The 21,613-nt window shown below is 72.4% G+C and carries 20 protein-coding genes; 6 read left to right on the top strand and 14 right to left on the bottom strand.

The window, feature by feature from the left end; translation table 11 throughout:
• Positions 1 to 199 precede the first annotated feature (199 nt).
• Entirely contained in the window at positions 200 to 1,255 is a 1,056-nt protein-coding gene (locus ACGF4F_RS28505; RefSeq protein ID WP_357442587.1) for a S1 family peptidase, read from the bottom strand.
• A 246-nt stretch (positions 1,256 to 1,501) separates the two neighbouring features.
• Here ACGF4F_RS28505 and ACGF4F_RS28500 point away from each other — a divergent pair, with 246 nt between their 5' ends.
• Complete coding sequence (locus ACGF4F_RS28500; protein WP_357442585.1) at positions 1,502 to 2,329, top strand: GDSL-type esterase/lipase family protein; 828 nt, start codon at positions 1,502 to 1,504, stop codon at positions 2,327 to 2,329.
• 57 nt (positions 2,330 to 2,386) lie between these two features.
• On the opposite strand, the gene ACGF4F_RS28495 is transcribed toward ACGF4F_RS28500, so the two are convergent.
• Complete coding sequence (locus ACGF4F_RS28495; RefSeq protein ID WP_357442583.1) at positions 2,387 to 2,860, bottom strand: helix-turn-helix domain-containing protein; 474 nt, start codon at positions 2,858 to 2,860, stop codon at positions 2,387 to 2,389.
• Between the two features lie 56 nt (positions 2,861 to 2,916).
• Between ACGF4F_RS28495 and ACGF4F_RS28490 the strand changes: the two genes are divergently transcribed.
• On the top strand, positions 2,917 to 3,426 hold the full coding sequence (locus ACGF4F_RS28490) for a PaaI family thioesterase (protein WP_357442581.1): 510 nt from the start codon (positions 2,917 to 2,919) through the stop codon (positions 3,424 to 3,426).
• Between the two features lie 187 nt (positions 3,427 to 3,613).
• On the opposite strand, the gene ACGF4F_RS28485 is transcribed toward ACGF4F_RS28490, so the two are convergent.
• Genes ACGF4F_RS28485 through ACGF4F_RS28475 form a run of 3 tightly spaced genes read right to left on the bottom strand, consistent with a single transcriptional unit; the run spans position 3,614 to position 6,717 of the window.
• Positions 3,614 to 4,549, bottom strand: coding sequence for an acyl-ACP desaturase (locus ACGF4F_RS28485; RefSeq protein WP_357442579.1), 936 nt, complete (start codon positions 4,547 to 4,549; stop codon positions 3,614 to 3,616).
• A gap of 51 nt (positions 4,550 to 4,600) precedes the next feature.
• The gene (gene hisS / locus ACGF4F_RS28480; protein WP_393082027.1) at positions 4,601 to 5,941 is read right to left on the bottom strand and encodes a histidine--tRNA ligase; all 1,341 of its coding nucleotides are present in this window, start codon (positions 5,939 to 5,941) and stop codon (positions 4,601 to 4,603) included.
• A gap of 56 nt (positions 5,942 to 5,997) precedes the next feature.
• Positions 5,998 to 6,717: an MBL fold metallo-hydrolase gene (locus tag ACGF4F_RS28475; protein WP_357442575.1), complete on the bottom strand. Its 720-nt coding sequence runs from the start codon at positions 6,715 to 6,717 to the stop codon at positions 5,998 to 6,000.
• A gap of 261 nt (positions 6,718 to 6,978) precedes the next feature.
• On the opposite strand from ACGF4F_RS28475, the gene ACGF4F_RS28470 reads away from it, so the two are divergent.
• Both ACGF4F_RS28470 and ACGF4F_RS28465 read left to right on the top strand, forming a co-directional pair.
• Positions 6,979 to 7,830, top strand: coding sequence for a peptidylprolyl isomerase (locus ACGF4F_RS28470; RefSeq protein ID WP_357442573.1), 852 nt, complete (start codon positions 6,979 to 6,981; stop codon positions 7,828 to 7,830).
• A gap of 60 nt (positions 7,831 to 7,890) precedes the next feature.
• The gene (locus tag ACGF4F_RS28465) at positions 7,891 to 8,730 is read left to right on the top strand and encodes a peptidylprolyl isomerase (protein ID WP_357442571.1); all 840 of its coding nucleotides are present in this window, start codon (positions 7,891 to 7,893) and stop codon (positions 8,728 to 8,730) included.
• A gap of 66 nt (positions 8,731 to 8,796) precedes the next feature.
• Here the strand turns inward: ACGF4F_RS28465 and ACGF4F_RS28460 are convergent, their stop codons facing one another.
• The 9 genes from ACGF4F_RS28460 to ACGF4F_RS28420 form a co-directional block, all read right to left on the bottom strand.
• A complete protein-coding gene (locus tag ACGF4F_RS28460) occupies positions 8,797 to 11,274 on the bottom strand; it encodes a RelA/SpoT family protein (protein WP_393082022.1) in 2,478 nt (825 codons plus the stop codon).
• A gap of 193 nt (positions 11,275 to 11,467) precedes the next feature.
• Positions 11,468 to 12,034 carry an adenine phosphoribosyltransferase gene (locus ACGF4F_RS28455; RefSeq protein WP_073835843.1) on the bottom strand — a complete coding sequence of 189 codons (567 nt, stop codon included), beginning with the start codon at positions 12,032 to 12,034 and terminating at the stop codon, positions 11,468 to 11,470.
• A 141-nt stretch (positions 12,035 to 12,175) separates the two neighbouring features.
• On the bottom strand, positions 12,176 to 13,366 hold the full coding sequence (secF, locus tag ACGF4F_RS28450; protein WP_357447679.1) for a protein translocase subunit SecF: 1,191 nt from the start codon (positions 13,364 to 13,366) through the stop codon (positions 12,176 to 12,178).
• Position 13,367: 1 nt separating this feature from the next.
• Positions 13,368 to 15,284 (bottom strand): protein translocase subunit SecD, encoded by a 1,917-nt coding sequence (secD, locus tag ACGF4F_RS28445; RefSeq protein ID WP_357447682.1) that lies wholly within the window; start codon positions 15,282 to 15,284, stop codon positions 13,368 to 13,370.
• 222 nt (positions 15,285 to 15,506) lie between these two features.
• A complete protein-coding gene (yajC, locus tag ACGF4F_RS28440) occupies positions 15,507 to 15,854 on the bottom strand; it encodes a preprotein translocase subunit YajC (protein WP_357447685.1) in 348 nt (115 codons plus the stop codon).
• Positions 15,855 to 15,991: 137 nt separating this feature from the next.
• Positions 15,992 to 17,056, bottom strand: a complete 1,065-nt coding sequence (gene ruvB / locus ACGF4F_RS28435) for a Holliday junction branch migration DNA helicase RuvB (protein ID WP_393082017.1) — start codon at positions 17,054 to 17,056, stop codon at positions 15,992 to 15,994.
• 58 nt (positions 17,057 to 17,114) lie between these two features.
• Positions 17,115 to 17,717 carry a Holliday junction branch migration protein RuvA gene (gene ruvA / locus ACGF4F_RS28430; RefSeq protein WP_073835740.1) on the bottom strand — a complete coding sequence of 201 codons (603 nt, stop codon included), beginning with the start codon at positions 17,715 to 17,717 and terminating at the stop codon, positions 17,115 to 17,117.
• Positions 17,714 to 18,241, bottom strand: a complete 528-nt coding sequence (gene ruvC, locus ACGF4F_RS28425) for a crossover junction endodeoxyribonuclease RuvC (protein WP_357447692.1) — start codon at positions 18,239 to 18,241, stop codon at positions 17,714 to 17,716. Before ruvC ends, ruvA begins: the two co-directional genes overlap by 4 nt.
• A 116-nt stretch (positions 18,242 to 18,357) precedes the next feature.
• A complete protein-coding gene (locus tag ACGF4F_RS28420) occupies positions 18,358 to 18,675 on the bottom strand; it encodes a DUF1905 domain-containing protein (RefSeq protein ID WP_357447695.1) in 318 nt (105 codons plus the stop codon).
• A gap of 219 nt (positions 18,676 to 18,894) precedes the next feature.
• Between ACGF4F_RS28420 and ACGF4F_RS28415 the strand changes: the two genes are divergently transcribed.
• Complete coding sequence (locus tag ACGF4F_RS28415; protein ID WP_357447698.1) at positions 18,895 to 19,677, top strand: 3-hydroxybutyrate dehydrogenase; 783 nt, start codon at positions 18,895 to 18,897, stop codon at positions 19,675 to 19,677.
• Between the two features lie 14 nt (positions 19,678 to 19,691).
• Positions 19,692 to 21,611, top strand: coding sequence for a helix-turn-helix domain-containing protein (locus ACGF4F_RS28410; protein ID WP_357447701.1), 1,920 nt, complete (start codon positions 19,692 to 19,694; stop codon positions 21,609 to 21,611).
• Positions 21,612 to 21,613: the final 2 nt, after the last annotated feature.

Below are 21,613 nucleotides of genomic sequence, written 5' to 3'. Positions count from 1 at the left end.
CTTGCGTCTCCTCATCTGCGGTACACGTCTGCTCCCCGCATTCTGTCAGGGTGCCCCGGCCCCCACCGCCACCGGGCGCGGTTGCGGACCGGGGCAGGGCCCTTCCTGACGCGGGTGCCCGGCCCCGCACGTCCGACCGCAGACGCGGAGAGCGGGCCGCCGGAGGCCGGCGACCCGCTCTGCGCGGTGTCGGTCAGGGTCAGATGATGCTGACGCCGTAGACGCTCATCGGCTCGGTGACCGGCTGGAAGTAGGTCGTGCCGCCGGTGCGGCAGTTGCCGCTGCCACCGGAGGTGAGGCCGACGGCGCTGCTGCCGCTGAACAGCGAGCCGCCGCTGTCGCCGGGCTCGGCGCAGACGTTGGTGCGGATCAGGCCGGAGACGCTGCCCTCGGCGTAGTTGACCGTGGCGTTCGTCGCCTGGACGCTGCCGCCCCACAGGCCGGTGGTGCTGCCGGAGCGGGTCACGCTCATGCCGACGTACGCGTTGGCGGCGCCGGTGACGTCCCGGTAGGTGCCGTTCCACAGGTAGACGTTGCCGGCCGCGTTGGCGGAGTTGCTGTGCCGGACGATGCCGTAGTCGTTGCCCGGGAAGCTGGTGCCCGCGCGGGTGCCGAGGACGCTGGTCTGGCCGGAGTTCGAGTACCAGGTCGAGGCGATGTTGGTGCAGTGGCCGGCGGTCAGGAAGTAGGTGGTGCCGGAGCTGCTGCGGACGTTGAAGCCGAGCGAGCAGCGGCCGCCGCCGGCGGCGTAGATCGCCTGGCCGCCGGAGATCCGGGTGCTCAGCACGCCGGGCTCGGCCTCGATCCGGACCGTCCCGCCGGTGCGCGCGGCGGCGGCCTTGACCCGCTCCAGCTTCGCGCCGGTGACGGTGCTGTCCACCGAGACCACGACCTGGTTGGTGGCCGGGTCGACCCACCAGGCGGTGCCCGGGATCTTGGCGGACCGCTCCAGCTCGGCGGTGGCGGCCTTGAGCTTGTCGGCGCCCCGGGTGACGAGCTTCGGGGTGGCGCCGGCGGCGCGGACCTGGCGCGCGGCCGCGGCGTCGGTCACCGCGATGACCATCTTGCCGCTGCCGTCGGCGTACGCGCCGGCGGCGCGGTCACCGAGCTTCTCGGCCAGGGTGGCGGCGGCGTCGGGGGACGCGGGCGATGCGGGGGCCGCCTGGGCGGGTGCGCCGAGCAGCGAGCCCGTGACCAGGGTGCCGGCCACGGCGACGGCAGCGGCGCGAAGGAGCGAGGACCTCGTGGGTCGCATGTAACAACCTCCAAGGAGGGGGTGACGGACGCCGTCATACGGACGCGCCCGAGGACAACCCGGCCGACCTGGGGGAACCGGCCGAGTGACCAAAGTATTCACATATTTAAGATCCTGCGCAAGGCGGCACTTTGCCCGAATTGGCCTCGCCCGAAAAGCAATCAGTACGCAACATTGTGGACACAGAGCGTCATCTATACCATCAGGCCACCGCAGCACGCCGGCACCCGTGATCCGGAGGCCACCATGACCCTCGTCCGACGCGCGCTGGCCACCCTCGCCAGCGCCACCGCCCTCGTCCTGCTCGCCGCCACCCCCGCGGTCGCCGCCGGCCCACCGCCCAACTCGATGGCCAGCCTGGGCGACTCGATCACCCGTGGCTTCAACGCCTGCGGCTGGTACGTCGACTGCACCGCACGGTCGTTCAGCACCGGCACCGACACCGGGGTGAACAGCCACTACCTGCGGATCCGCGCGGTCAACCCGGGCATCCAGGGCCGCAACTACAACGACGCGAAGACGGGCGCCAAGTCCGCCGACATGGACGGCCAGGCGGGCACCGCGGTCAGCCAGGGCGTCGAGTACGTGACCATGCTCATCGGCGCCAACGACGCCTGCACCAGCTCGGAGTCCACCATGACTCCGGTGGCCACCTTCCGGGCCAACATCGACAGCGCCCTCACCCGGATCAAGGCCGGCCTGCCGAACGCCCGGGTCGCCGTGCTCAGCATCCCGGACATCCACCGGCTCTGGTACGTCGGCAAGGACAGCTCCAGCGCCCGTAGCGCTTGGTCGGCCTTCGGCATCTGCCAGTCCATGCTGGCCAACCCGACCTCGACCGCGCAGGCCGACGTGGACCGGCGGGCCCGGGTCCGGCAGCGGGTGATCGACTACAACACCCAGCTCGCCCAGGCCTGCGCCGCGTACGGGGCGAACTGCGACTTCGACGACAACGCGGTGTTCAACTACCCGTTCGTGTTGAGCCAGGTCTCCGGCTGGGACTACTTCCACCCGAACACGAGCGGCCAGGCGGTGCTCGCCAGCGTCTCGTACGCCAACGGCTTCGGCTGGTAGTCCCTCCCCCGGCCCGGCGCGCGGCCCCGTCCGGTGGTCCGCGCGCCGGGTCAGGCCTCAACTCCGGCGGCACGCCCCCGGCCCGGGGCGGGGTAGCACGTCACGCGGTTCGGTCACCTCGTGCCCCTCGGCGCAACGCAGCGCGACCCGGACCTCGGCCCCGCAGTCCCGGTGGGTGACGGTCAGCGGCGAACCGTCCGGATCGGCCAGGTAGCGGTCGCCCCAACCGAGCACCGCCACCAGCACCGGCCACAGGTCGAGCCCCTTGTCGGTAAGCCGGTACTCGTGCCGCATCCGGCTGCCCGGCTCCCGGTACGGCACCCGGCGCAGCACACCCTGCTCGACCAGCATGGCGAGCCGGTTGGTGAGCACCTGCCGGGGAATGCCGGTGCGGACCCGCATGTCGTCGAAGCGGCGTACGCCGTTGAAGACCTCGCGGAGCACGACCAGCGTCCACCGCTCGCCGAGGATGGCCATCGCGCGGGCGATGGTGCAGTTCTCCACCGACCAGTCCAGTGCCGTGGGTCTCATGCCGACCAGGCTAGGTCTGATTGACAGACTCAGCAACGCGCTGCGAGGCTGGGTCCATGACACAGACGCAGGACCGCAGCCGCACCTTCTCCTGGTCCGACCCGCTGGCCGGAGCTGCGCACGTCGGTCGGCGCAGCGGCCTGGAACTGCTGCGCGCGATGATCGCCGGGGAGCTGGCCGCGCCGCCGATCATGCACCTGATCGACATGGCCCGGATGGCGGCGGACGAGGGCCTGGTCACCGTCGAGCTGGTGCCGCAGGAGTTCCACTACAACCCGCTCGGCACGGTGCACGGTGGAGTCATCTCCACCCTCCTCGACACCGCCGCCGGGTGCGCCGTGCACAGCACGCTGCCGGCCGGCGTCGGCTACACCTCGCTCGACCTGAACGTGAAGTTCCTCCGGCCGGTCACGGTCGACAGCGGCCGGCTGCGCTGCGCGGGCACCGTGCTCCAGCGCGGCCGGCGTACCGCCCTGGCCGAGGCGCGCCTGACCGACACGAAGGACCGCCTCATCGCCCACGCCACGTCGTCCTGCCTGCTCTTCCCGCTCGACGCCCCCGCCTGACCCGGCGGACACACCGATGCGCGCCGCCTCGCCCCGCCGCCATGGCCACTCTTTCCCGGAAAGGGTGGCCATGGCCCTCGGCATGAGCCCTCTTCCCCGGAAACTGCGCCCTCGTCGAGGCGAGGCGAGGCGGGTGCGGCAGGGCGAGGCGAGGCGGGCGGGGAAGGGGCAGCGGGCGGGAGTGGGGTCAGCGGGCGAGGGTGAGACGGGCGGCGCGGGCGGCGCGCTTCTCCTCGAAGCGGGCCGCCTGGACCTCCAGGGTGTCGAGGTGGGCGGCGATCTGGTCGCGGGCGGCCTCGCCGTCGGCGTCCAGCCCGGTCGCCTCGAAGAGGTTCCACTGCCGCAGCACCGGAACGACCACCTCGTCCCGGTGCTGGCGCAGGTCGTAGATGCCGGCCAGGGCGATGGCCACTGACTTGCGGGCGAAGCCCTCGATGCCGACGCCCGGCATCTGGAAGTCGGCCAGCACGTCGGCGACCGCCCGCATGGCCTGGCTCGGCGCCAACTCGAAGGCCGCCCCGAGCAGGTTGCGGTAGAAGACCATGTGCAGGTTCTCGTCGGCCGCCACCCGGGCCAGCAGCGCCTCGCAGGTCGGGTCCCCGGTGGCCCGACCGGTGTTGCGGTGCGAGATGCGGGTGGCCAACTCCTGGAACGAGACGTACGCCAGCGAGTGCAGCACCTCGTCGCCGTGCGTGTTGTGGTAGCCCGCCGACATGTGCACCATCCGGGCCCGCTCCAGCGCCACCGGGTCGACCGCCCGGGTCACGGTGAGGTAGTCCCGGATGGCGGTGCCGTGCCGCCCCTCCTCGGCGGTCCACCGGTGCACCCAGGTGCCCCACGCCCCGTCCCGACCGAAGAGGGTGGCGATCTCGTGGTGGTAGGAGGGCAGGTTGTCCTCGGTGAGCAGGTTGACGATCAGCGCGGTCCGCGCCACCTCAGGCAGCGTGGAGTCCGTCTCCGCCCACGGTTCCCCGCCGAGCGGGCCGTCGAAGGTACGCCCCTCGCTCCACGGCACGTACTCGTGCGGGAACCACTCCTTCGCCAGCGACAGGTGGCGGTCGAGGTTCTTCTCGACCACGGGTTCGAGTTCGTGGAGGAGGGCGGTCTGGCTGAGCACGGTCACGACGTTCTCCCTACGGTGGCGTAACTTACGCCACCGTAGGTCCAAACGTCGTCAGGCGCCAGTCGAGGCGGGTCCCACCAGCGGCTTCAGGTCCGCCCGCGGCGGCATCCACTCGCCCGCCGCCGCGGCCACCTGCTCGCCCGAGCGAATGTCCTTCACCTCGTCGCCCTCGGCGCCGGGGAACCAGACGTACGGAATGCCGCGCCGCTCGGCGTACCGGATCTGCTTGCCGAACTTGGCGGCGCTGGGCGACACCTCGGTGGGGACGCCTCGGGAGCGCAGCGCCTCGGCGACCTGGTTGCTCGCTGGCCGCTCCTCCTCGGTGGTGACCGCGACCAGCACGCAGGTCGGCACGCTGCGGGAGACCGACAGCGCCTCGGCGCCGAAGAGCAGGCCGAGCAGCCGGGTCACCCCGATGGAGATGCCCACCCCCGGGAAGCGGACATTGCCGGAGCTGGCCAGGTTGTCGTACCGGCCGCCGGAGCAGACCGAGCCGAACCGCTCGTAGCCGATCATCTGCGTCTCGTAGACCGTGCCGGTGTAGTAGTCCAGGCCGCGGGCGATGCGCAGGTCGGCGACGCAGAGGTCGGGCGAGTGCGCGGCGGCGGTCTCCACCACCGCGACCAGTTCCGCGATGCCCTCGTCCAGCAGCGGGTCGCTCACCCCGAGGGCGCGCACCGCGTCGGCGAAGGAGGCGTCCGGCGCGGAGATCTCGGCCAGGGCCAGGCACGCCTTGGCCTGCGCCTCGCTCGCCCCGGCGGTCTGCGCCAGCAGCTCGGCCACCCGGGTCGGGCCGATCTTGTCGAGCTTGTCGACCGCGCGCAGCGCCGCCTCCGGGTCGGTCAGCCCGATGCCCCGGTAGAAGCCCTCGCAGATCTTGCGGTTGTTGACCTGGATCCGCACCGGCGGGATCGGCAGCGAGCGCAGCGCGTCACCGATCACCAGCGGCATCTCGGCCTCGTAGTGGGCCGGCAGGGTGTCCCGGTCGACGATGTCGATGTCGGCCTGGAGGAACTCGCGGTAGCGCCCCTCCTGCGGCCGCTCCCCCCGCCACACCTTCTGGATCTGGTAGCGGCGGAACGGGAACTGCAGCTTGCCGGCGTTCTCCAGCACGTAGCGGGCGAACGGCACGGTCAGGTCGAAGTGCAGGCCGAGCGCGTCGTCGCCGGTCGCCCCCTCCGGGTCGGCCTGGAGCCGGCGCAGCACGTAGACCTCCTTGGAGGTCTCCCCCTTGCGCAGGAGCTGGTCCAGCGGCTCGACCGAGCGGGTCTCCAGCGGGGCGAAGCCGTACAGCTCGAAGGTGGCCCGGATCCGGTCGAGGACGAACTGCTCGATCATCCGCTGGGCGGGCGTCCACTCCGGGAAGCCGGAGATGGGCGTGGGCTTGCTCATGGCGTACTCCTTGAATCCGCGCCGACGGCGCGGTGCGGGCGTGGGCCGCGGCGGATCTACAGGCCGCGGGTGGGCGCGGCCGGGCGCGCGCCGCCGGTCCCCGCCACCTCGATGAGGTACGGGTTGGTCGCGCGCTCGCGGCCGATGGTGGTCGCGGGGCCGTGGCCGGGCAGGACGACCGTGTCGTCGGCCAGCGGGAGGACCTTCTCCCGGAGGCTGGCCAGCATGCGGGGCATGCTGCCGCCCGGCAGGTCGGTGCGGCCGATCGAGCCGGCGAAGAGCACGTCACCGGAGAGGCAGATCTGCTCGGCCTCCCAGGGCGAGCCGGCGCCGGGCAGCCGGAACAGCACCGACCCGCCGGTATGGCCGGGCGCGTGGTCGACGGTGATCTCCAGGCCGGCGAGGCTGAGCGTGGCGCCGTCGGTCAGCTCGGCCACGTCCTCCGGCTCGGCGTACGGCAGCCGGCCGCCGAAGAGCTGGGTGAGGTCCATGGAGAGCGCCTTGGCCGGGTCGGCGAGCAACTCCCGGTCGTCCGGGTGGACGTAGGCGGGGATGCCCCGCGCGCCGCAGACCGGCGCCACGGAGAAGGTGTGGTCGAGGTGGCCGTGGGTGAGCAGCACGGCGGCCGGGTGCAGGCGGTGCTCGGCGAGCACGGCGTCGAGCCGGTCGAGCACCCCGATGCCGGGGTCGACCACCACGCACTGCTCCCCCGGCGCGGTCGCCACCACGTAGCAGTTGGTGCCGAAGGCGTCCGCGGGAAAGCCGGCCACGAGCACGTCCGCTCCCCTTCCGTTCGAGTCGTCGTCCCCGTCAGCAGCCTAGTCGCCCCGGCCACCTGGTTCCGTCGACCCACTCGTCCCACCGACCCCGCCGGCCCCACCGACAAACGTCCGATAGACCCCTGCCCCGACCTCGTACACCACTTTCCCAGCCGGTACCCGTACACTCTGGCGGGCGTGTGGCGTGGCGCACCTTCCGCCGGACGGCCGGACGGCGCCCCCGCGGGCGAGGACCAGGGTAGAGGAAGGGGAGCACGGGTGGCTTCCAGCAGGGACCGGCAGCGCAAACTGGCGCGGGCCAAGCTCGACCGGCAGCTCGCCCGGCGGGCCGCCGCCGCGAAGCGCCGCCGGCAGATCCAGGCCGGCGTCGGCACCGCGATCGTGCTCGCGCTGATCGTGGTCGGTTCGGCCTGGGCGCTCGGCGCGTTCGACTCGAAGCCGGAGCCGAAGGCCGCCGAGGACGTCTGCGTCTGGACCCCGCAGGACGCCGGTGCCAACACCAACCTGAAGGACGTCGGCACGCCGGCCACCACCGGGCTGCCGACCGCCGGCACGCGGAGCATGACGGTCACCACCAACCAGGGTGCCCCGATCACCGCCGAGCTCGACCTCACCGCGGCGCCGTGCGCGGCGGCGAGCATCTCGTTCCTGGCCGGCAAGGCGTTCTACGACAACACCAAGTGCCACGAGATCACCGCCGAGGGCGCGCTGCGCTGCGGCGACCCGAGCGGCACCGGCATCGGCGGCCCGGCGTACTCGTTCTACGACGAGAACGTCCCGGCCGCCCCGGAGCCGAGCCCGTCCGCCTCGCCGGCCCCGAACGAGCCGCCGGCATACCCGAAGGGCACGGTCGCCATGATCGCCAGCCCGCCGGGCGCCAACGGCAGCCAGTTCCTGATCTTCTTCAAGGACTTCAACCCGGACAAGCCGGCCTACCCGGTCATCGGCAAGGTCACCGGTGGGCTCGACGTGGTGGAGAAGATCGGTGCCCTGCAGACCGTGGACAATGGGAGTGGGGCCAAGGTCAAGCCCAAGACGGACGTGGTGATCCAGAGCCTCGCCGTCGGCGAGCCGAACGCCGCGCCGGTGGCGAGCCCCAGCGCCGGCTGACCCGGCGCCCCACCCGAACAGCAGCGGCAGCGCCGCACGAAGAGCACCGAAGGAGTGACCGTGACGTCCACGAGGGAGCGGCAGCGCGCGGCGGCGCGGGCCCGACTCGAGCGGGAGATGGCCGAACGCGCCGGCAGGGCCCGCAAGCGCCGGCAGACGCAGGCCATCGTCGGCGCCGCGGCCGTGCTGGTGCTCGTGGTCGCCGGCACCGTCTGGCTGGCCACCTCGCTCGGCGGCGACAAGAAGCAGAACACGGCCGCCAACACCGAGGGCTACGCCCAGTGCGCCTACACCGAGGTGCCCAAGGATGCCCGGTCCAAGCAGATCAAGGATGTCGGGCTGCCCGCGAACCAGCAGGACAACAAGGGCACCCAGACGATGACGATCGACACCAACCAGGGTGCGATCACCGCCAAGATCGACCGGAGCAAGGTGCCCTGCACCGCCGGCAGCTTCACCCACCTGGCCAGCAAGGGCTTCTTCGACAACACCAAGTGCCACCGGCTGGTGACCCAGGGCATCCAGGTGCTGCAGTGCGGCGATCCGAGCGCGACCGGCAACGGCTGGCGGGAGACCGACGGCACCGGCGGCCCGAGCTACAACCTGGCCGAGGAGAACCTGCCCACCGACAAGCGGCCGCCGTACCCGGAGGGCGTCATCGCGATGGCCAACTCGGGCCAGCCCGGCAGCACCGGCAGCCAGTTCTTCATCGTCTACGGCGACTCCCAGCTCGACCCGAACTACACGGTGCTGGGCACCATCACCGGCGGCATGGACGTGGTCAAGCAGGTCGCGGCGGCCGGCGACGACGGCGCCTTCGCCCAGCAGGCCGGTGGCGGCCACCCCAAGAAGGAGGTCGTCATCAACAAGCTGGCGATGAGCGACATCCAGGGCGGCTGACCCCGTACGACGCACACGAAAGCGCCCGCCGGCTGACGCCGGCGGGCGCTTTCGTGTGTCGGTGTCTCAGGCCCCCGACGTCACCCGGTAGGCGTCGAAGACCCCGTCGACCTTGCGGACCGCGGCCAACAGGTGCCCCAGGTGCTTCGGGTCGGCCATCTCGAAGCTGAACCGGCTCACCGCCACCCGGTCCCGGGTGGTGGTGACGGTGGCGGAGAGGATGTTGACCCGCTCGTCGGAGAGCACCCGGGTGACGTCGGCAAGCAGCTTGTGCCGGTCCAGCGCCTCCACCTGGATGGCGACCAGGAACGTCGAGGCGGAGGTGAGCTTCCAGTTCACCTCGACCACCCGCTCGCTCTGGGCCTTGAGGTCCTCGGCGTTGGCGCAGTCGTCGCGGTGCACGCTCACCCCGCCGGAGCGGGTGACGAAGCCGAACACGGCGTCCGGCGGCACCGGCGTGCAGCAACGGGCCAGCTTGATCCATACGTCGCTGACGCCCCGGACCACCACGCCCGGGTCGTGGCTGCTGGATCGGCTGCGCGGCGGCCGGGTGGCGACCGCCGTCTCGGCGATGTCCTCGGCCGCGCCCTCCTCGCCGCCGTACGTGGCCATCAGCTTCTGCACCACCGACTGGGCGGAAACCTGGCTGTCGCCGACCGCGGCATAGAGCGAGGCGACGTCGGCCAGGTGCAGGTCCCGGGCGATCGCCATCAGGTTGTCGGAGGTGAGCATCCGCTGCAACGGCATGCCCTGCTTGCGCATCGCCTTGACGATCGAGTCCTTGCCGGCCTCGATCGCCTCCTCGCGCCGCTCCTTGTTGAAGTACTGGCGGATCTTGGTGCGGGCGCGCGGGCTCTTGACGAAGCCGAGCCAGTCCTGGGTCGGGCCGGCCGTGTCGGACTTCGAGGTGAAGATCTCGATCACGTCGCCGTTGGACAGCGTCGACTCCAGCGGCACCAGCTTGCCGTTGACCCGGGCGCCGATGCACTTGTGCCCGACCTCGGTGTGCACCGCGTACGCGAAGTCCACCGGCGTCGACCCGGTCGGCAGCGGGATGACGTCACCCTTCGGGGTGAAGACGTACACCTCCTGGCTGGACAGGTCGAACCGGAGCGCGTCGAGGAACTCGCTCGGGTCGGCCGCCTCCCGCTGCCAGTCGAGCAGCTGGCGCAGCCAGGTCATCTCGTCGATGTGCGCCGGCGGGCCGACGATCTGGGTGCCCTTGTGCTCCTTGTACTTCCAGTGCGCGGCGATGCCGAACTCGGCGGTGCGGTGCATCGCGTACGTGCGGATCTGCATCTCCACCGGCTTGCCGGTGGGCCCGATGACCGTCGTGTGCAACGACTGGTACATGTTGAACTTGGGCATGGCGATGTAGTCCTTGAACCGGCCCGGCACCGGCTGCCAGTTGGCGTGGATGACCCCCAGCGCCGCGTAGCAGTCCCGCACCGTGTCGACCAGGATCCGCACGCCGACCAGGTCGTAGATGTCGTTGAAGTCGCGACCCCGCACGATCATCTTCTGGTAGATCGAGTAGAGGTGCTTCGGCCGCCCGGTGACCTCCGCCTTGATCTTGGCGGCCTTCAGGTCGGTGCCGACCTTCTGGGTCACCTGGCGCAGCAGCGCCTCCCGCTGCGGCTGGTGCTCCCCGATCAGACGGTTGATCTCCTCGTACCGCTTCGGGAACAGCGTGCCGAAGGCGAGGTCCTCCAGCTCCCACTTGATGGTGTTCATACCGAGGCGGTGCGCCAGGGGGGCCAGGATCTCCAGCGTCTCCTTCGCCTTCTGCTCCTGCTTGGGCCGGGGCAGGAAGGTGAGGGTACGCATGTTGTGCAGCCGGTCGGCCAGCTTGATCACCAGGACCCGGGGGTCCTTGGCCATGGCGACGACCATCTTGCGGATCGTCTCCGCCTTGGCCGCGTCGCCGAGCTTGACCTTGTCGAGCTTGGTCACGCCGTCGACCAGCAGGGTGACCTCGGGACCGAAGTCGGCCCGCATCTGGTCGAGGGTGTATTCCGTGTCCTCGATCGTGTCGTGCAGCAGTGCCGCCACCAGGGTGGTGGTGTCCATCCCGAGGTTGGCCAGGATGGTCGCCACCGCCAGGGGATGGGTGATGTACGGGTCGCCGGACTTGCGGTACTGACCCGAGTGCCAGCGCGCGGCGGTGTCGAACGCCCGTTGGAGCAGCCGAGCGTCGGCCTTCGGGTGATTCTCCCGGTGCGTGGCGATCAGCGGCTCGAGCACCTCGCTGACCTGCGAGGTCTGCCATGGCGCGTTGAACCGGGCCAGCCGGGCGCGCACCCGGCGGCCGGTCGGGGCGTTGGAGAGCGCGAAGCCACCGCCGGGGGACGGTTCACCCGCGTCGGTCCGCAACGGCACCACGACCGCCCCGGACGACGCACCGCCGTCCGTCCTGGCGTCGGGCCCGCCGCTGGAGCCGGTCACCCGGGCCGGCGGGTTGCCGCTCCGCTCGGTCACCGAGCCGTCCGCGTCGCCTGTCGGGTGCACCGTGCCCTCCACCGGAGGGACGACATCGTGGGACACCGGCCTCCTCACCGCTCGCCGGGATGCGCCGACCGTCCGGCCGACGTCCTGTACAACCGGCCCGGGGGCCGGCGTTGTTCCGCGCCGGCCTGCCACCCCGCCCGGTCGGCAAAGGGCAATGCTACCCGTACGCAGGGTCCCCCGCCCCTCCGCCGGACGGACCGCGCCGGGGTGGCCCGGCCGGTCCAGGGGGTCAAACGGTCAGCAGGGCATGGACCGGACGCGGGGCGAGCCGCTCCCGGCCCTTGAGAAAACCCAGCTCCAGCAGCACGGTGAAGCCGGCGACCGTGCCGCCGGCCCGCTCGACCAGGTCGAGGGTGGCCTCGGCGGTCCCGCCGGTGGCGAGCACGTCGTCCACCACCAGGACCCGGTGGCCGGCGGTGAAGGCGTCCTGGTGCACCTCCAGGGTCGCCTCGCCGTACTCCAGCGCGTACGAGGCGGCGTGCGTCGCGCGGGGCAGCTTGCCGGCCTTGCGCACCGGCACCACGCCCACCCCGGACGCGTACGCGATGGCCGCGGCGAGCACGAACCCACGCGCCTCGATGCCGGCCACGGAGTCAAACGAGTCCCGCCCGTGGTACGCGATGATCCCGTCGATCACCTCGCGGAAGACGGCACCGTCGGCGAACAGCGGCATCAGGTCCTTGAACATGACCCCGGGCTGGGGGAAGTCCGGCACGTCCAGCACCCGGCTGGCGACCAGCTGGGCGACCTCGGGGCCGCTGTCTCCCCGTACCCCGGTGGTGTGGGTCTCCGTCACGGTACGTCCCATGTCCCTTCGAAACGACGACGGCGTCCGTCATGCTGCTCGCACAGCATGACGGACGCCGTCCGGTCGATTCCTACCGGGTGTCCCCGGGCAGGCCGGCGACGCTGGCGCGCCGCCGGAAGGTTGCCCCGGTCAGCGGCGCTTGGCGCCGCCCGGCCGGTTGCCTCCGCCGCCGGAGCGGCCGCCGCGGGCACCGGTGGGACGCTTGCCCGCCGGCCGGGCGCCCACCTTCGGCGCGGCGCCGGCGAGGGCCGCCGCCTCCGGGTCGATGGCGTCGCCGTCGCCGGCCGCCACGGCCCGCGGCGCGCCCTTCGGGGCGACCTCGCCCCGGGCGATCGCGCCGCGCCGAGCCAGCACCCGCTTGTTGTGCGCGCTGATCCGCGGATCCTGGTTCTTCATCAGCACCAGCAGCGGGGTGGCCAGCAGGATCGAGGTCAGGAAGGCGACGGCCATACCGACGAAGAGCACCAGACCGAGGTCCTTGAGCGTGCCGGCGCCGAGCAGACCCGCCCCGATGAACAGCAGACCACCGACCGGCAGCAGGGCGACCACCGAGGTGTTCAGCGACCGCATGAGGCTCTGGTTGAGCGCCAGGTTGGACGCCTCGCCGTAGGTCATGTTGTTGTTCGCGGTGATGCCGCGGGTGTTCTCCTGGACCTTGTCGAAGACCACCACCACGTCGTAGAGCGCGAAGCCCAGGATGGTGAGGAAACCGATGATCGTCGACGGGGTGACCTCGAAGCCGACCAGCGAGTAGATGCCGGCGGTGAGGACCAGGTTGGTCAGCAGCGAGGCGATCGCCGCGGCCGCCATCCGCCACTCGAAACGCAGGACCAGGTAGACCGCCACCACCGCGATGAAGATCAGCAGACCGAGCAGCGCCCGGGAGGTGACCTGGCTGCCCCAGGCCTCGGAGACCTGGCTGCCGCTGATCTGGTCGGCGTTGATGCCGAACTCCTGGGCCATCTCGGTCTTGACCGCGTTGGCCTGGTCGGCGCTGAGCTGCGAAGTACGCATCTCGTAGTACTCGCCGCTGGTGCTGCCGACCTTCTGCGCGGTGACCACCTCGACGCCGCCGCCCTTGGCCGCCAGCGCCGCGTTGACCTTCTCCTCGGCCTGGTCCAGGGTGCCGACGCTCGCCGGCACCTGGAAGGAGTTGCCACCGGCGAACTCGATGCCGAGTTTGAAGCCCTGGATGGCGAAGCTGAGCACGGCGACCAGCACCAGCACACCGGCGACGCCGAACCACAGCTTGCGCCGGCCGACGATGTTGAGATCGGCCTCGCCCCGGTAGAGCCGGGACGCCAGACCAGTCTTAGCCATCTCAGGCCTCCTTGACGCGCGGGTTGCGGGCGGTGGCCTGCTCGGCCGACCGGGCCGGCAGGGCCCGGCCGAGACCGCTGACCCGCGGGGACAGGAACGCCCGGGTCCGGGCGAACATCGTCATGATCGGGTGACGGAAGAGGAAGACGACGACCAGGTCGAGGACGGTCGCCAGGCCGAGCGCGAAGGCGAAGCCCTTCACCGCGCCGACCGAGACGAGGTAGAGCACCACGGCCGACATCAGGGTGATGGCGTTCGCCGAGATGATCGTCCGACGGGCCCGGATCCACGCCCGCGGCACCGCGCTGCGTGGGCTACGTCCCTCCCGGATCTCGTCCTTGAGCCGCTCGAAGTAGATGACGAACGAGTCCGCCGCCACACCGAGCGAGACGATCATGCCGGCGATGCCGGCGAGGGTGAGGGTGAACCCGATCGACCGGCCGAGCACCACCAGCGCGCCGAAGACCAGCAGCGCCGAGAGCACCAGGCTCAGGAAGATGACCGAGCCGAGCAGCCGGTAGTAGAAGAACGAGTAGATGATGACCAGCAGCATGCCGATGCCGGCCGCGAGTAGGCCCGCCTTGAGGTGGCTGTCGCCCAGGGTCGCGGTGACGTTCTGCGCTTCAGCCTGGTTGAAGGTCACCGGCAGCGCGCCGTAGCGCAGCTGGCTGGCCAGCTGGTTGGCGGTCTTGCTGTCGAAGCTGCCGCTGATCTGGGAGTCGCCGGTCAGCACGCCCTGGATCTCCGGGGACGAGATGATCTCGTTGTCCAGCACCACGGCGACCCGGCACTTGCCGTCCTGGCCGAGCGCGGTCTGGTCGCAGGCCTGGCCCTCGTTGTTGAACGACTCACGGGTCAGCGCGGTCCACTTCTCCTGGCCCTTGCCGGTGAAGTTCAGGCTCACCACCCAGGAGCTGGTCTGGTCGAGCTGCGCGGACGCGTTTTTGACGTCGGTGCCGACCACCTTGGCCTTGTCCAGCAGGTACTTGGCGCCGGACTCGCAGGCGACCGCCTGCTGGTTCTCGTCCTTGATCGACGCCGGCGGCCGCTTGTCGAGCTGGGCGCAGGTGATGGTCGGGACGTTGTACTGCATGTCGACCGGCAGCACCGCGATCTCCTGCGGGGCGAGGGTGCCGAACGGCTTGAGCTTCTCGGCGAGCGACGGATCCGCCGTGACATCGGCCGGGGCCTTCAGGCCGGTGGCGGCGGACCACGCGGCGGCGCCGACCTTCTGCTCGACGGCCTTGCGCTGCTCCTCGATGCTCTGCGGCACCGGGGCGGCGCTGCCGGACGGCGCGGCGGCGCTCGGCGAGGCCGACGGGGTCGGCGCGGCGGCGCTGGCGCTCGGCGTCGGGACCATGCCGCCCTGCCCACCGGCGCTCGGCGACGCGGTCGCCTGCGGCGCGGCGCTGCCGGACGGTGCCGGGGCGGCGCTGCCCGACGGGGCGGGGGTGGCGCTGCCCGACGGGGCCGGGGTGGCGCTGGCGCTCGGGGCCGGGGCGATGGTGGCGCCGCTGCCGTCGGTGGCCTTGAGGACCTTGCGGAAGCGCAGCTCGGCGGCGCTGCCGACATCGGTCAGATCCCGGTTCTGACCGGGCAGGGAGATGACGATGTTGCGGTTGCCCTCGGTGACCACCTCGGCCTCGGCCACGCCGTACGCGTTGACCCGGTTCTCGATGATCTGGCGCGCCTCCTCGAGGTTGGCGGCCGTCGGGGGCTTGCCGTCCACGCTGTTGGTGGCCTCCAGCGTCACCCGGGTGCCGCCGATCAGGTCCAAGCCGAGCCGAGGCTCCAGCCGGTCCTTCCAGCCACCGCTGGCGCCGCCCGAGAAGAACACCAAAAGATAGAGGACGACGAAGACGAGCCCGAGCACGGCGAGCTGCCGTCCGGGGCGCATCTGTCCCTGAGGTGGTGCCACGGCTGTCCTGTCTCCCTGTACGGTCGCGCCGCTGAGCAGCGGCGACGAATGTCGGGCCGGGGTGTCCGCCCGACGGCTCTGACGGGTCGACGCCGCCGGCCGACACGCCTCCCGGTTACGACGCGGCGGCGCCGGCCGGAATTCCCGTGCGTGTCGGCGCCGGACGCCGACCCAACTATCCACTTGTGCGGGTGAATCCGCTGCCCCGTCCGGGGCCGGCGGTCACTCCTTGACGGTCTCCACGTCCTCGGCGGCCGGCTCGATCGTCTCGGGGCGCTCGGCCTGCTTGACCACCCGGGCGACGGCCGGGCGCGCGTACCGGGTCTGCACGCCCGGGGCGATCTCCAGCAGGACCGTCTCGTCCTCGACGGCGGTGACCGTGCCGTGGAGCCCACCGATGGTGACGACCTCGTCGCCCGGGCCGAGCGCGGACTGCATCTGCTCAGCCTCGCGACGCCGCTTCTGCTGGGGGCGGATCATCATGAAGTACATGACCCCGAAAAGCAGAGCGATCATGAGGATCGGCGTCAGACTGCCGGCTCCCCCGCCACTCGCTGCTGCGTAAAGCACGGTTGTTGACCTTCCCATTGGCCTCCCGACCGGCACGAGGGGCGCCGGAGCGGAGGCGGATTCTCACGTCCTGTAGACCGCGCGAAGTCTAGTCCCTGCACCTGGGAACACCGAATGCGACCCAGATCACGTTCGGATCACGGCGTTTCAGGCTGCGCGGAGAACAGATCGGGCACGGGAGGGGCGTCGGTGCCAAATGTACCATTCGGCGGCGTACGCCCCAGATGCTGCCAGGCAGCCTCGGTGGCGACCCGACCCCGGGGCGTACGCGCCAGCAGCCCCGCCCGCACCAGGAACGGCTCGCAGACCTCCTCGACCGTGTCGGGCTGCTCCCCCACCGCCACGGCGAGGGTGGAGAGCCCCACCGGGCCGCCCCGGAACGAGTCGACCAGCGCGATGAGCACCGCCCGGTCCAGCCGGTCCAGCCCGAGCGCGTCGACGTCGTACACGGTCAGGGCGGCCTGAGCGGTCTCCCGGGTAACCACGCCGTCGGCCCGGACCTCGGCGAAGTCGCGGACCCGGCGCAGCAGCCGGTTGGCGATCCGGGGCGTCCCCCGCGACCGGCCGGCGATCTCGGCGGCGCCGTCGTCGGTGATCGGCACGCCGAGAATCCGCGCCGAACGGCGCAGCAGCGACTCCAGGTCGGCCGGGGCGTAGAAGTCGAGGTGGGCGACGAAGCCGAACCGGTCCCGCATCGGCCCAGTGAGCAGGCCGGAGCGGGTGGTCGCGCCGACCAGGGTGAACGGCTCCACGTCCAGCGGGATCGCGGTCGCGCCGGGGCCCTTGCCCACCACCACGTCGACCCGGAAGTCCTCCATCGCGCTGTAGAGCAGCTCCTCGGCCGGCTTGGCGATCCGGTGGATCTCGTCGATGAACAGCACGTCGCCCTCGGCGAGGCTGGTCAGGATGGCGGCCAGGTCACCGGAGCGCTCGATGGCCGGCCCGCTGGTCACCCGGATCCCCGAACCCAGCTCGGCCGCCACGATGTTGGCCAGGGTGGTCTTACCCAAGCCGGGCGGCCCCGACAAGAGGATGTGGTCGGGCGGGGAGCCGCGCCGCATCGCCCCCTTGAGCAGCAGGTCGAGCTGGTCGCGGACCCGGTGCTGGGCGATGAACTCCTCCAGGCGCTTCGGCCGGACGCTGGCCTCCGCGTCCCGTTCCGCGTCGCTGACGAAGGCCGAGACCAGGTTCTCCCCCGTCATGAGTTGATCTTCATTCGCGACTGCGGGGCTCGCAACCCCGGCTCACTCCTCGCGCTCATCATCGGGTGCGGCCCAGGAGGCGGATGGCCTGCTTGAGCAGGACCGGCACCGGCGGGGTCGCCCCGTCGACGGTCTCGGCGACCGCGGCGACGGCCTGCTCAGCCTGGGCGGCCGTCCAACCGAGCCCGACCAGGGCCTGGCGCACCTGCTCCGGCCAGGCGCCCGCGGTCACCCCGGCCGCGCCGTCCGGACCGACCGGCACCGGGCCGATCCGGTCGCGCAGTTCGAGGACGAGGCGCTCCGCGCCCTTCTTGCCGATGCCCGGCACCCGGGTCAGCGCGGCGGTGTCGGCGTTGGCGATGGCCTTGCGGACCGCGTCCGGGGTGTGCACGGCGAGCACCGCCTGGGCCAGCCGGGGGCCCACCCCGCTGGCGGTCTGCAGCAGCTCGAAGAGCTGCTTGGCGTCGTCGTCGGCGAAGCCGTAGAGGGTGAGCGAGTCCTCCCGGACGACCAGGCTGGTGGCGAGCCGGGCCGGCTGGCCGACCCGCAGCTCGGCGAGGGTACCGGGGGCGCACTGCACCGCCAGGCCGATGCCGCCCACCTCCACCACCGCGTGGTCCGGACCCGTCGCGGTCACCGTGCCGCGCACGCTGGCGATCATCGCGCTCCTCCTCGTCGTGCCCGCTCGGCCGCGGCGGCCAGCTTGGATCGGGTCCCGCCGCGCCAGACGTGGCAGATGGCCAGAGCCAGGGCGTCGGCGGCGTCGGCGGGCCGGGGCGGCTCGGGCAGCCGCAGCAGCCGGGTGACCATCGCGGTCATCTGTGCCTTGTCGGCCTGACCGGAACCGGTCACCGCCGCCTTGACCTCACTGGGGGTGTAGGTCTGCACGGGCAGCCCGACGCGCGCGCCGGCGAGCACGGCGATCCCGCTGGCCTGGGCGGTGCCCATCACGGTGCGGACGTTGTGCTGGCTGAACACCCGCTCGACGGCGACCGCGTCCGGTCGGTGTTCGGCGATCAGGTCGGCGAGCGAGCGGTCCAGGTGCAGCAGGCGCAGCGGCAGCTCGTCCTCCGGATCGGTGTGGACGACGTAGTAGGCGATCAGCGTGCAGGGCCGCCCCGGCACGCCCTCGACCACGCCGACCCCGCACCGGGTCAGCCCCGGGTCGACGCCGAGCACCCGCACGCCGCCTCCTCCCCGACCGCCAGCAGTACGTGTGTTCGACACCCTACCGATCCACTCCGACGCCCGCCGGGGCGGACACGCCGTCGGGGGCGAACCGCCGGGCGACGCACCACCCGCTACATCCGCGCGTGGTCGATCGCGACGGACACCCGGACCACGTCGCCGTCGTCCTTGCCGGCCCGGATCCGCGCCGGCACGGGCAGCAGCCAGCCGTGCCGCCGATCCCGCCAGACGCTGGTCGACCAGGTGCGGCCGTCCACGGTGGCGACGACCGGCACCCGGCCGAACGGCCCGGCCGCGGACGGGGCGTACGCGTCCGGCACCGGCGCGAAAACCCACCCGCCCGCGCCCGACCACCGGAACAGGCTGGCCGGGAAGCTGGCCGCCGGCTCGGAACTGCCCGCCCGTCCGGGGCCTGCCCGGGTCTCCGTCACGTCCCACCCTCCGTCGCGCTCCGCCACCCGCTGCCGATGCCTGCGACCGGTCACTCTGCCAGGCACCTCCGACACAGCCGGCGGGCGAGCCGGGCGACGGCACCGACCGCCAGGGCCAGCCGGGGCGGCGCGGGTCGCGTCCACCCACACAGCCCTCGGGCGGAGTATGTGTCCGCACGCCATGTGCGCCCGGCCACACAGCTCGTAACTTCTTGCGCCATGACGGCAGAACCCGTGGCGGTCCCCCACGTCGTACGCGTCGACCTCTCCGGTCGCAGCGCCCTGGTGACCGGTGGTGGCAGCGGCATCGGACGGGCCTGCGCCCTGCGCCTGGCGGCGGCCGGCGCGGCGGTGCTGGTGGTCGACCGCAACGTGGAGGCGGCCAAGGCGGTGGCCGCCGAGGCCGGCGGCCGCGCCGAGGGGATCGACCTGGCCGACCCGGCCGCGGTGGACCGGCTGGACGTCGACGTGGACATCGTGGTCAACAACGCCGGCCTTCAGCACGTCGCGCCGGTGCAAGACTTCCCCGTCGAACGCTTCGAGTACATCCAGCGGGTGATGGTGGAGGCGCCGTTCCAGCTGATCCGGCGGGCGCTGCCGCACATGTACGCCAACGGCTGGGGGCGGATCGTCAACATCTCCTCGGTGCACGGGCTGCGCGCCTCGCCGTACAAGGCGGCGTACGTCTCGGCCAAGCACGCCCTGGAGGGGTTGTCGAAGGTGGTCGCCCTGGAGGGCGCCGCACACGGGGTGACCGCCAACTGCATCAACCCGGCCTACGTGCGGACGGCGCTGGTGGAGAGCCAGATCGCCGACCAGGCGGCCACCCACGGCATCGGCGAGGACGAGGTGGTCGAGAAGATCATGCTGGCCCGGGCGGCGATCAAGCGGCTGATCGAGCCGGAGGAGGTGGCGGAACTGGTGGCGTACCTGTGCTCCCCGCCGGCCTCGTTCATCACCGGCGCCTCGATCGCCCTCGACGGGGGCTGGACGGCGAACTAGTGGCGCCCCGCACAATGTCGGTCATGTCGTCGCCGGTTGAGTTTCTCGAGCTGCTGGCCCGGGAGGCCGCCGCGGTGGAGTTCGAAGGGCCGCTGGTCGCGGCCCGGGCCGCCGGCCTGCCGGCCGAGCGGCTCGCCGAGTTGGAGCAGGCGAAGGTGGTGGCGCTGCGGGTCCGCGCGCTGCTGGAGCGCCGGCGCCGTCGGGAGATCGAGCTCTCCGGCCTGTATGACACGGCCAGCGACCTGGCCGGGCTGCGCGATCTGGACGACGTCCTGCGGGCGATCGTGCACCGGGCCCGGAACCTGCTCGGCACCGACGTGGCGTACATGACGCTCAACGACGAGGAGCGCGGCGACACGTACATGCGGGTCACCGACGGCTCGATCTCGGCCCGGTTCCAGCGGCTGCGGCTGCCGATGGGGGCCGGCCTGGGCGGGCTGGTGGCGCAGACCGGCACGCCGTACGTGACGGCCAACTATCCGGAGGACGAGCGGTTCCACCACACCGGAGAGATCGACGCCGGGGTCGGCGAGGAGGGCCTGGTGGCGATCCTCGGCGTGCCGCTGCGGCTCGGGTCGAGCGTGATCGGCGTGCTGTACGCGGCCAACCGGTCGGCCCGGCCGTTCGCCCGGGAGGAGGTGTCGCTGCTGGTCTCCCTCGCGGCGCACGCGGCGGTGGCGATCGACACCGCCCGGCTGCTCGCGGAGACCCGCTCGGCGCTGGAGGAACTGTCGGCGGCGAACAGCACCATCCGGGCGCACAGCAGCTCGGTGGAGCGGGCCGCGGCCGCACACGACCGGATGACCGCCCTGGTGGTACGCGGCGGCGGGATCGAGGACGTGGCGGCGGCGGTCGCCGAGGTGCTCGGCGGGGCGCTGCTGGCGCTGGACGCCGAGGGACGGCGGTTGGCCCGGGTGGGCGAGATCGACGAGCCGGACCGGGCCGACATCGTGGAGGCGGTGGCCGCGTCCCGGACCGAGGGGCGCAGCGTACGCCGGGGCCCGCTCTGGTACGCCGCGGTGGTGGCCGGCGCGGAGAACCTGGGCGCGCTGGTGCTGCGCCCGGACGAGGAGCTGGTCGACGCGGACCAGCGGATCCTGGAGCGGGCGGCGCTGGTGACCGCGCTGCTGCTGCTGTTCCGGCGGACCGTGGCCGAGGCCGAGGGCCGGGTCCGGGGCGAACTGCTGGACGACCTGATCGCCCGGCCGCTGCGGGACACCGACGCGCTGCGCAGCCGGGCCCGCCGCCTCGGGGTGGACCTGGACGCCCCGCACGTGCTGGTGGCCGTGGGCGACGACGCGATCGCCGCGACCGGCTCGGCCCGGCAGCGGGTGCTCTCCTGGGCCACCACGTACGCCTCGACCCGGGGCGGGCTGGCCGCGGCGCGGGACGGCCGGGTGGTGCTGATGCTGCCCGGCAAGGACGCCGGCGGCGCGGCGCGCGCGGTGGCCCGGGACCTGTCCCGGGTGACCGGCCGGCCGGTGACCGCCGGGGCGAGCGGGCCGTCCACCGGGCCGGCGTCGCTGGCCACGACGTTCGCCGAGGCGGCACGGTGCCTGACCGCGCTGGGCGCGCTGGGCCGCGCCGGGCAGGGCGCGAGCACGGCCGAGCTGGGCTTCGTCGGGCTGCTGCTGGGCGCGGTCGGGGACTCCGGCGACCGGGACGTGGCCCGGTTCCTGACCGCGACCGTGGGGCCCGTGGTGGACTACGACGCCCGGCGGGGCACCGCGCTGGTCAAGACGCTGGAGGCGTACTTCGGGGTGGGCGGCAGCCTGGCCCGGGCGGCGGAGCTGCTGCACGTGCACGTCAACACGGTCACCCAGCGGTTGGAGCGGGTGGGGCAGCTGCTCGGCGCGGACTGGCAGAAGCCGGAGCGCGCCCTGGAGGTGCAGTTGGCGCTCCGCCTGCACCGGCTGCGTACCCCCGCCGGCTGAGC

This window comes from Micromonospora sp. NPDC047740, from assembly GCF_043204735.1.
Classification (GTDB): Bacteria; Actinomycetota; Actinomycetes; order Mycobacteriales; family Micromonosporaceae; genus Micromonospora.
Note: the sequence above shows the minus strand (reverse complement) of the source record. Positions and strands in the feature narration are given on the sequence as shown.

Coding starts and splice junctions, on each gene's coding strand:
- ruvB (WP_393082017.1), bottom strand. CDS start 17,056: ATGACGGGGGAGAACCTGGTCTCGGCCTTCGTCAGCGACGCGGAACGG.
- hisS (WP_393082027.1), bottom strand. CDS start 5,941: ATGAGCAAGCCCACGCCCATCTCCGGCTTCCCGGAGTGGACGCCCGCC.
- ACGF4F_RS28490 (WP_357442581.1), top strand. CDS start 2,917: ATGACACAGACGCAGGACCGCAGCCGCACCTTCTCCTGGTCCGACCCG.
- ACGF4F_RS28410 (WP_357447701.1), top strand. CDS start 19,692: ATGTCGGTCATGTCGTCGCCGGTTGAGTTTCTCGAGCTGCTGGCCCGG.
- ruvA (WP_073835740.1), bottom strand. CDS start 17,717: ATGATCGCCAGCGTGCGCGGCACGGTGACCGCGACGGGTCCGGACCAC.
- ACGF4F_RS28505 (WP_357442587.1), bottom strand. CDS start 1,255: ATGCGACCCACGAGGTCCTCGCTCCTTCGCGCCGCTGCCGTCGCCGTG.
- ACGF4F_RS28415 (WP_357447698.1), top strand. CDS start 18,895: ATGACGGCAGAACCCGTGGCGGTCCCCCACGTCGTACGCGTCGACCTC.
- ACGF4F_RS28495 (WP_357442583.1), bottom strand. CDS start 2,860: ATGAGACCCACGGCACTGGACTGGTCGGTGGAGAACTGCACCATCGCC.
- secF (WP_357447679.1), bottom strand. CDS start 13,366: ATGGCTAAGACTGGTCTGGCGTCCCGGCTCTACCGGGGCGAGGCCGAT.
- ACGF4F_RS28500 (WP_357442585.1), top strand. CDS start 1,502: ATGACCCTCGTCCGACGCGCGCTGGCCACCCTCGCCAGCGCCACCGCC.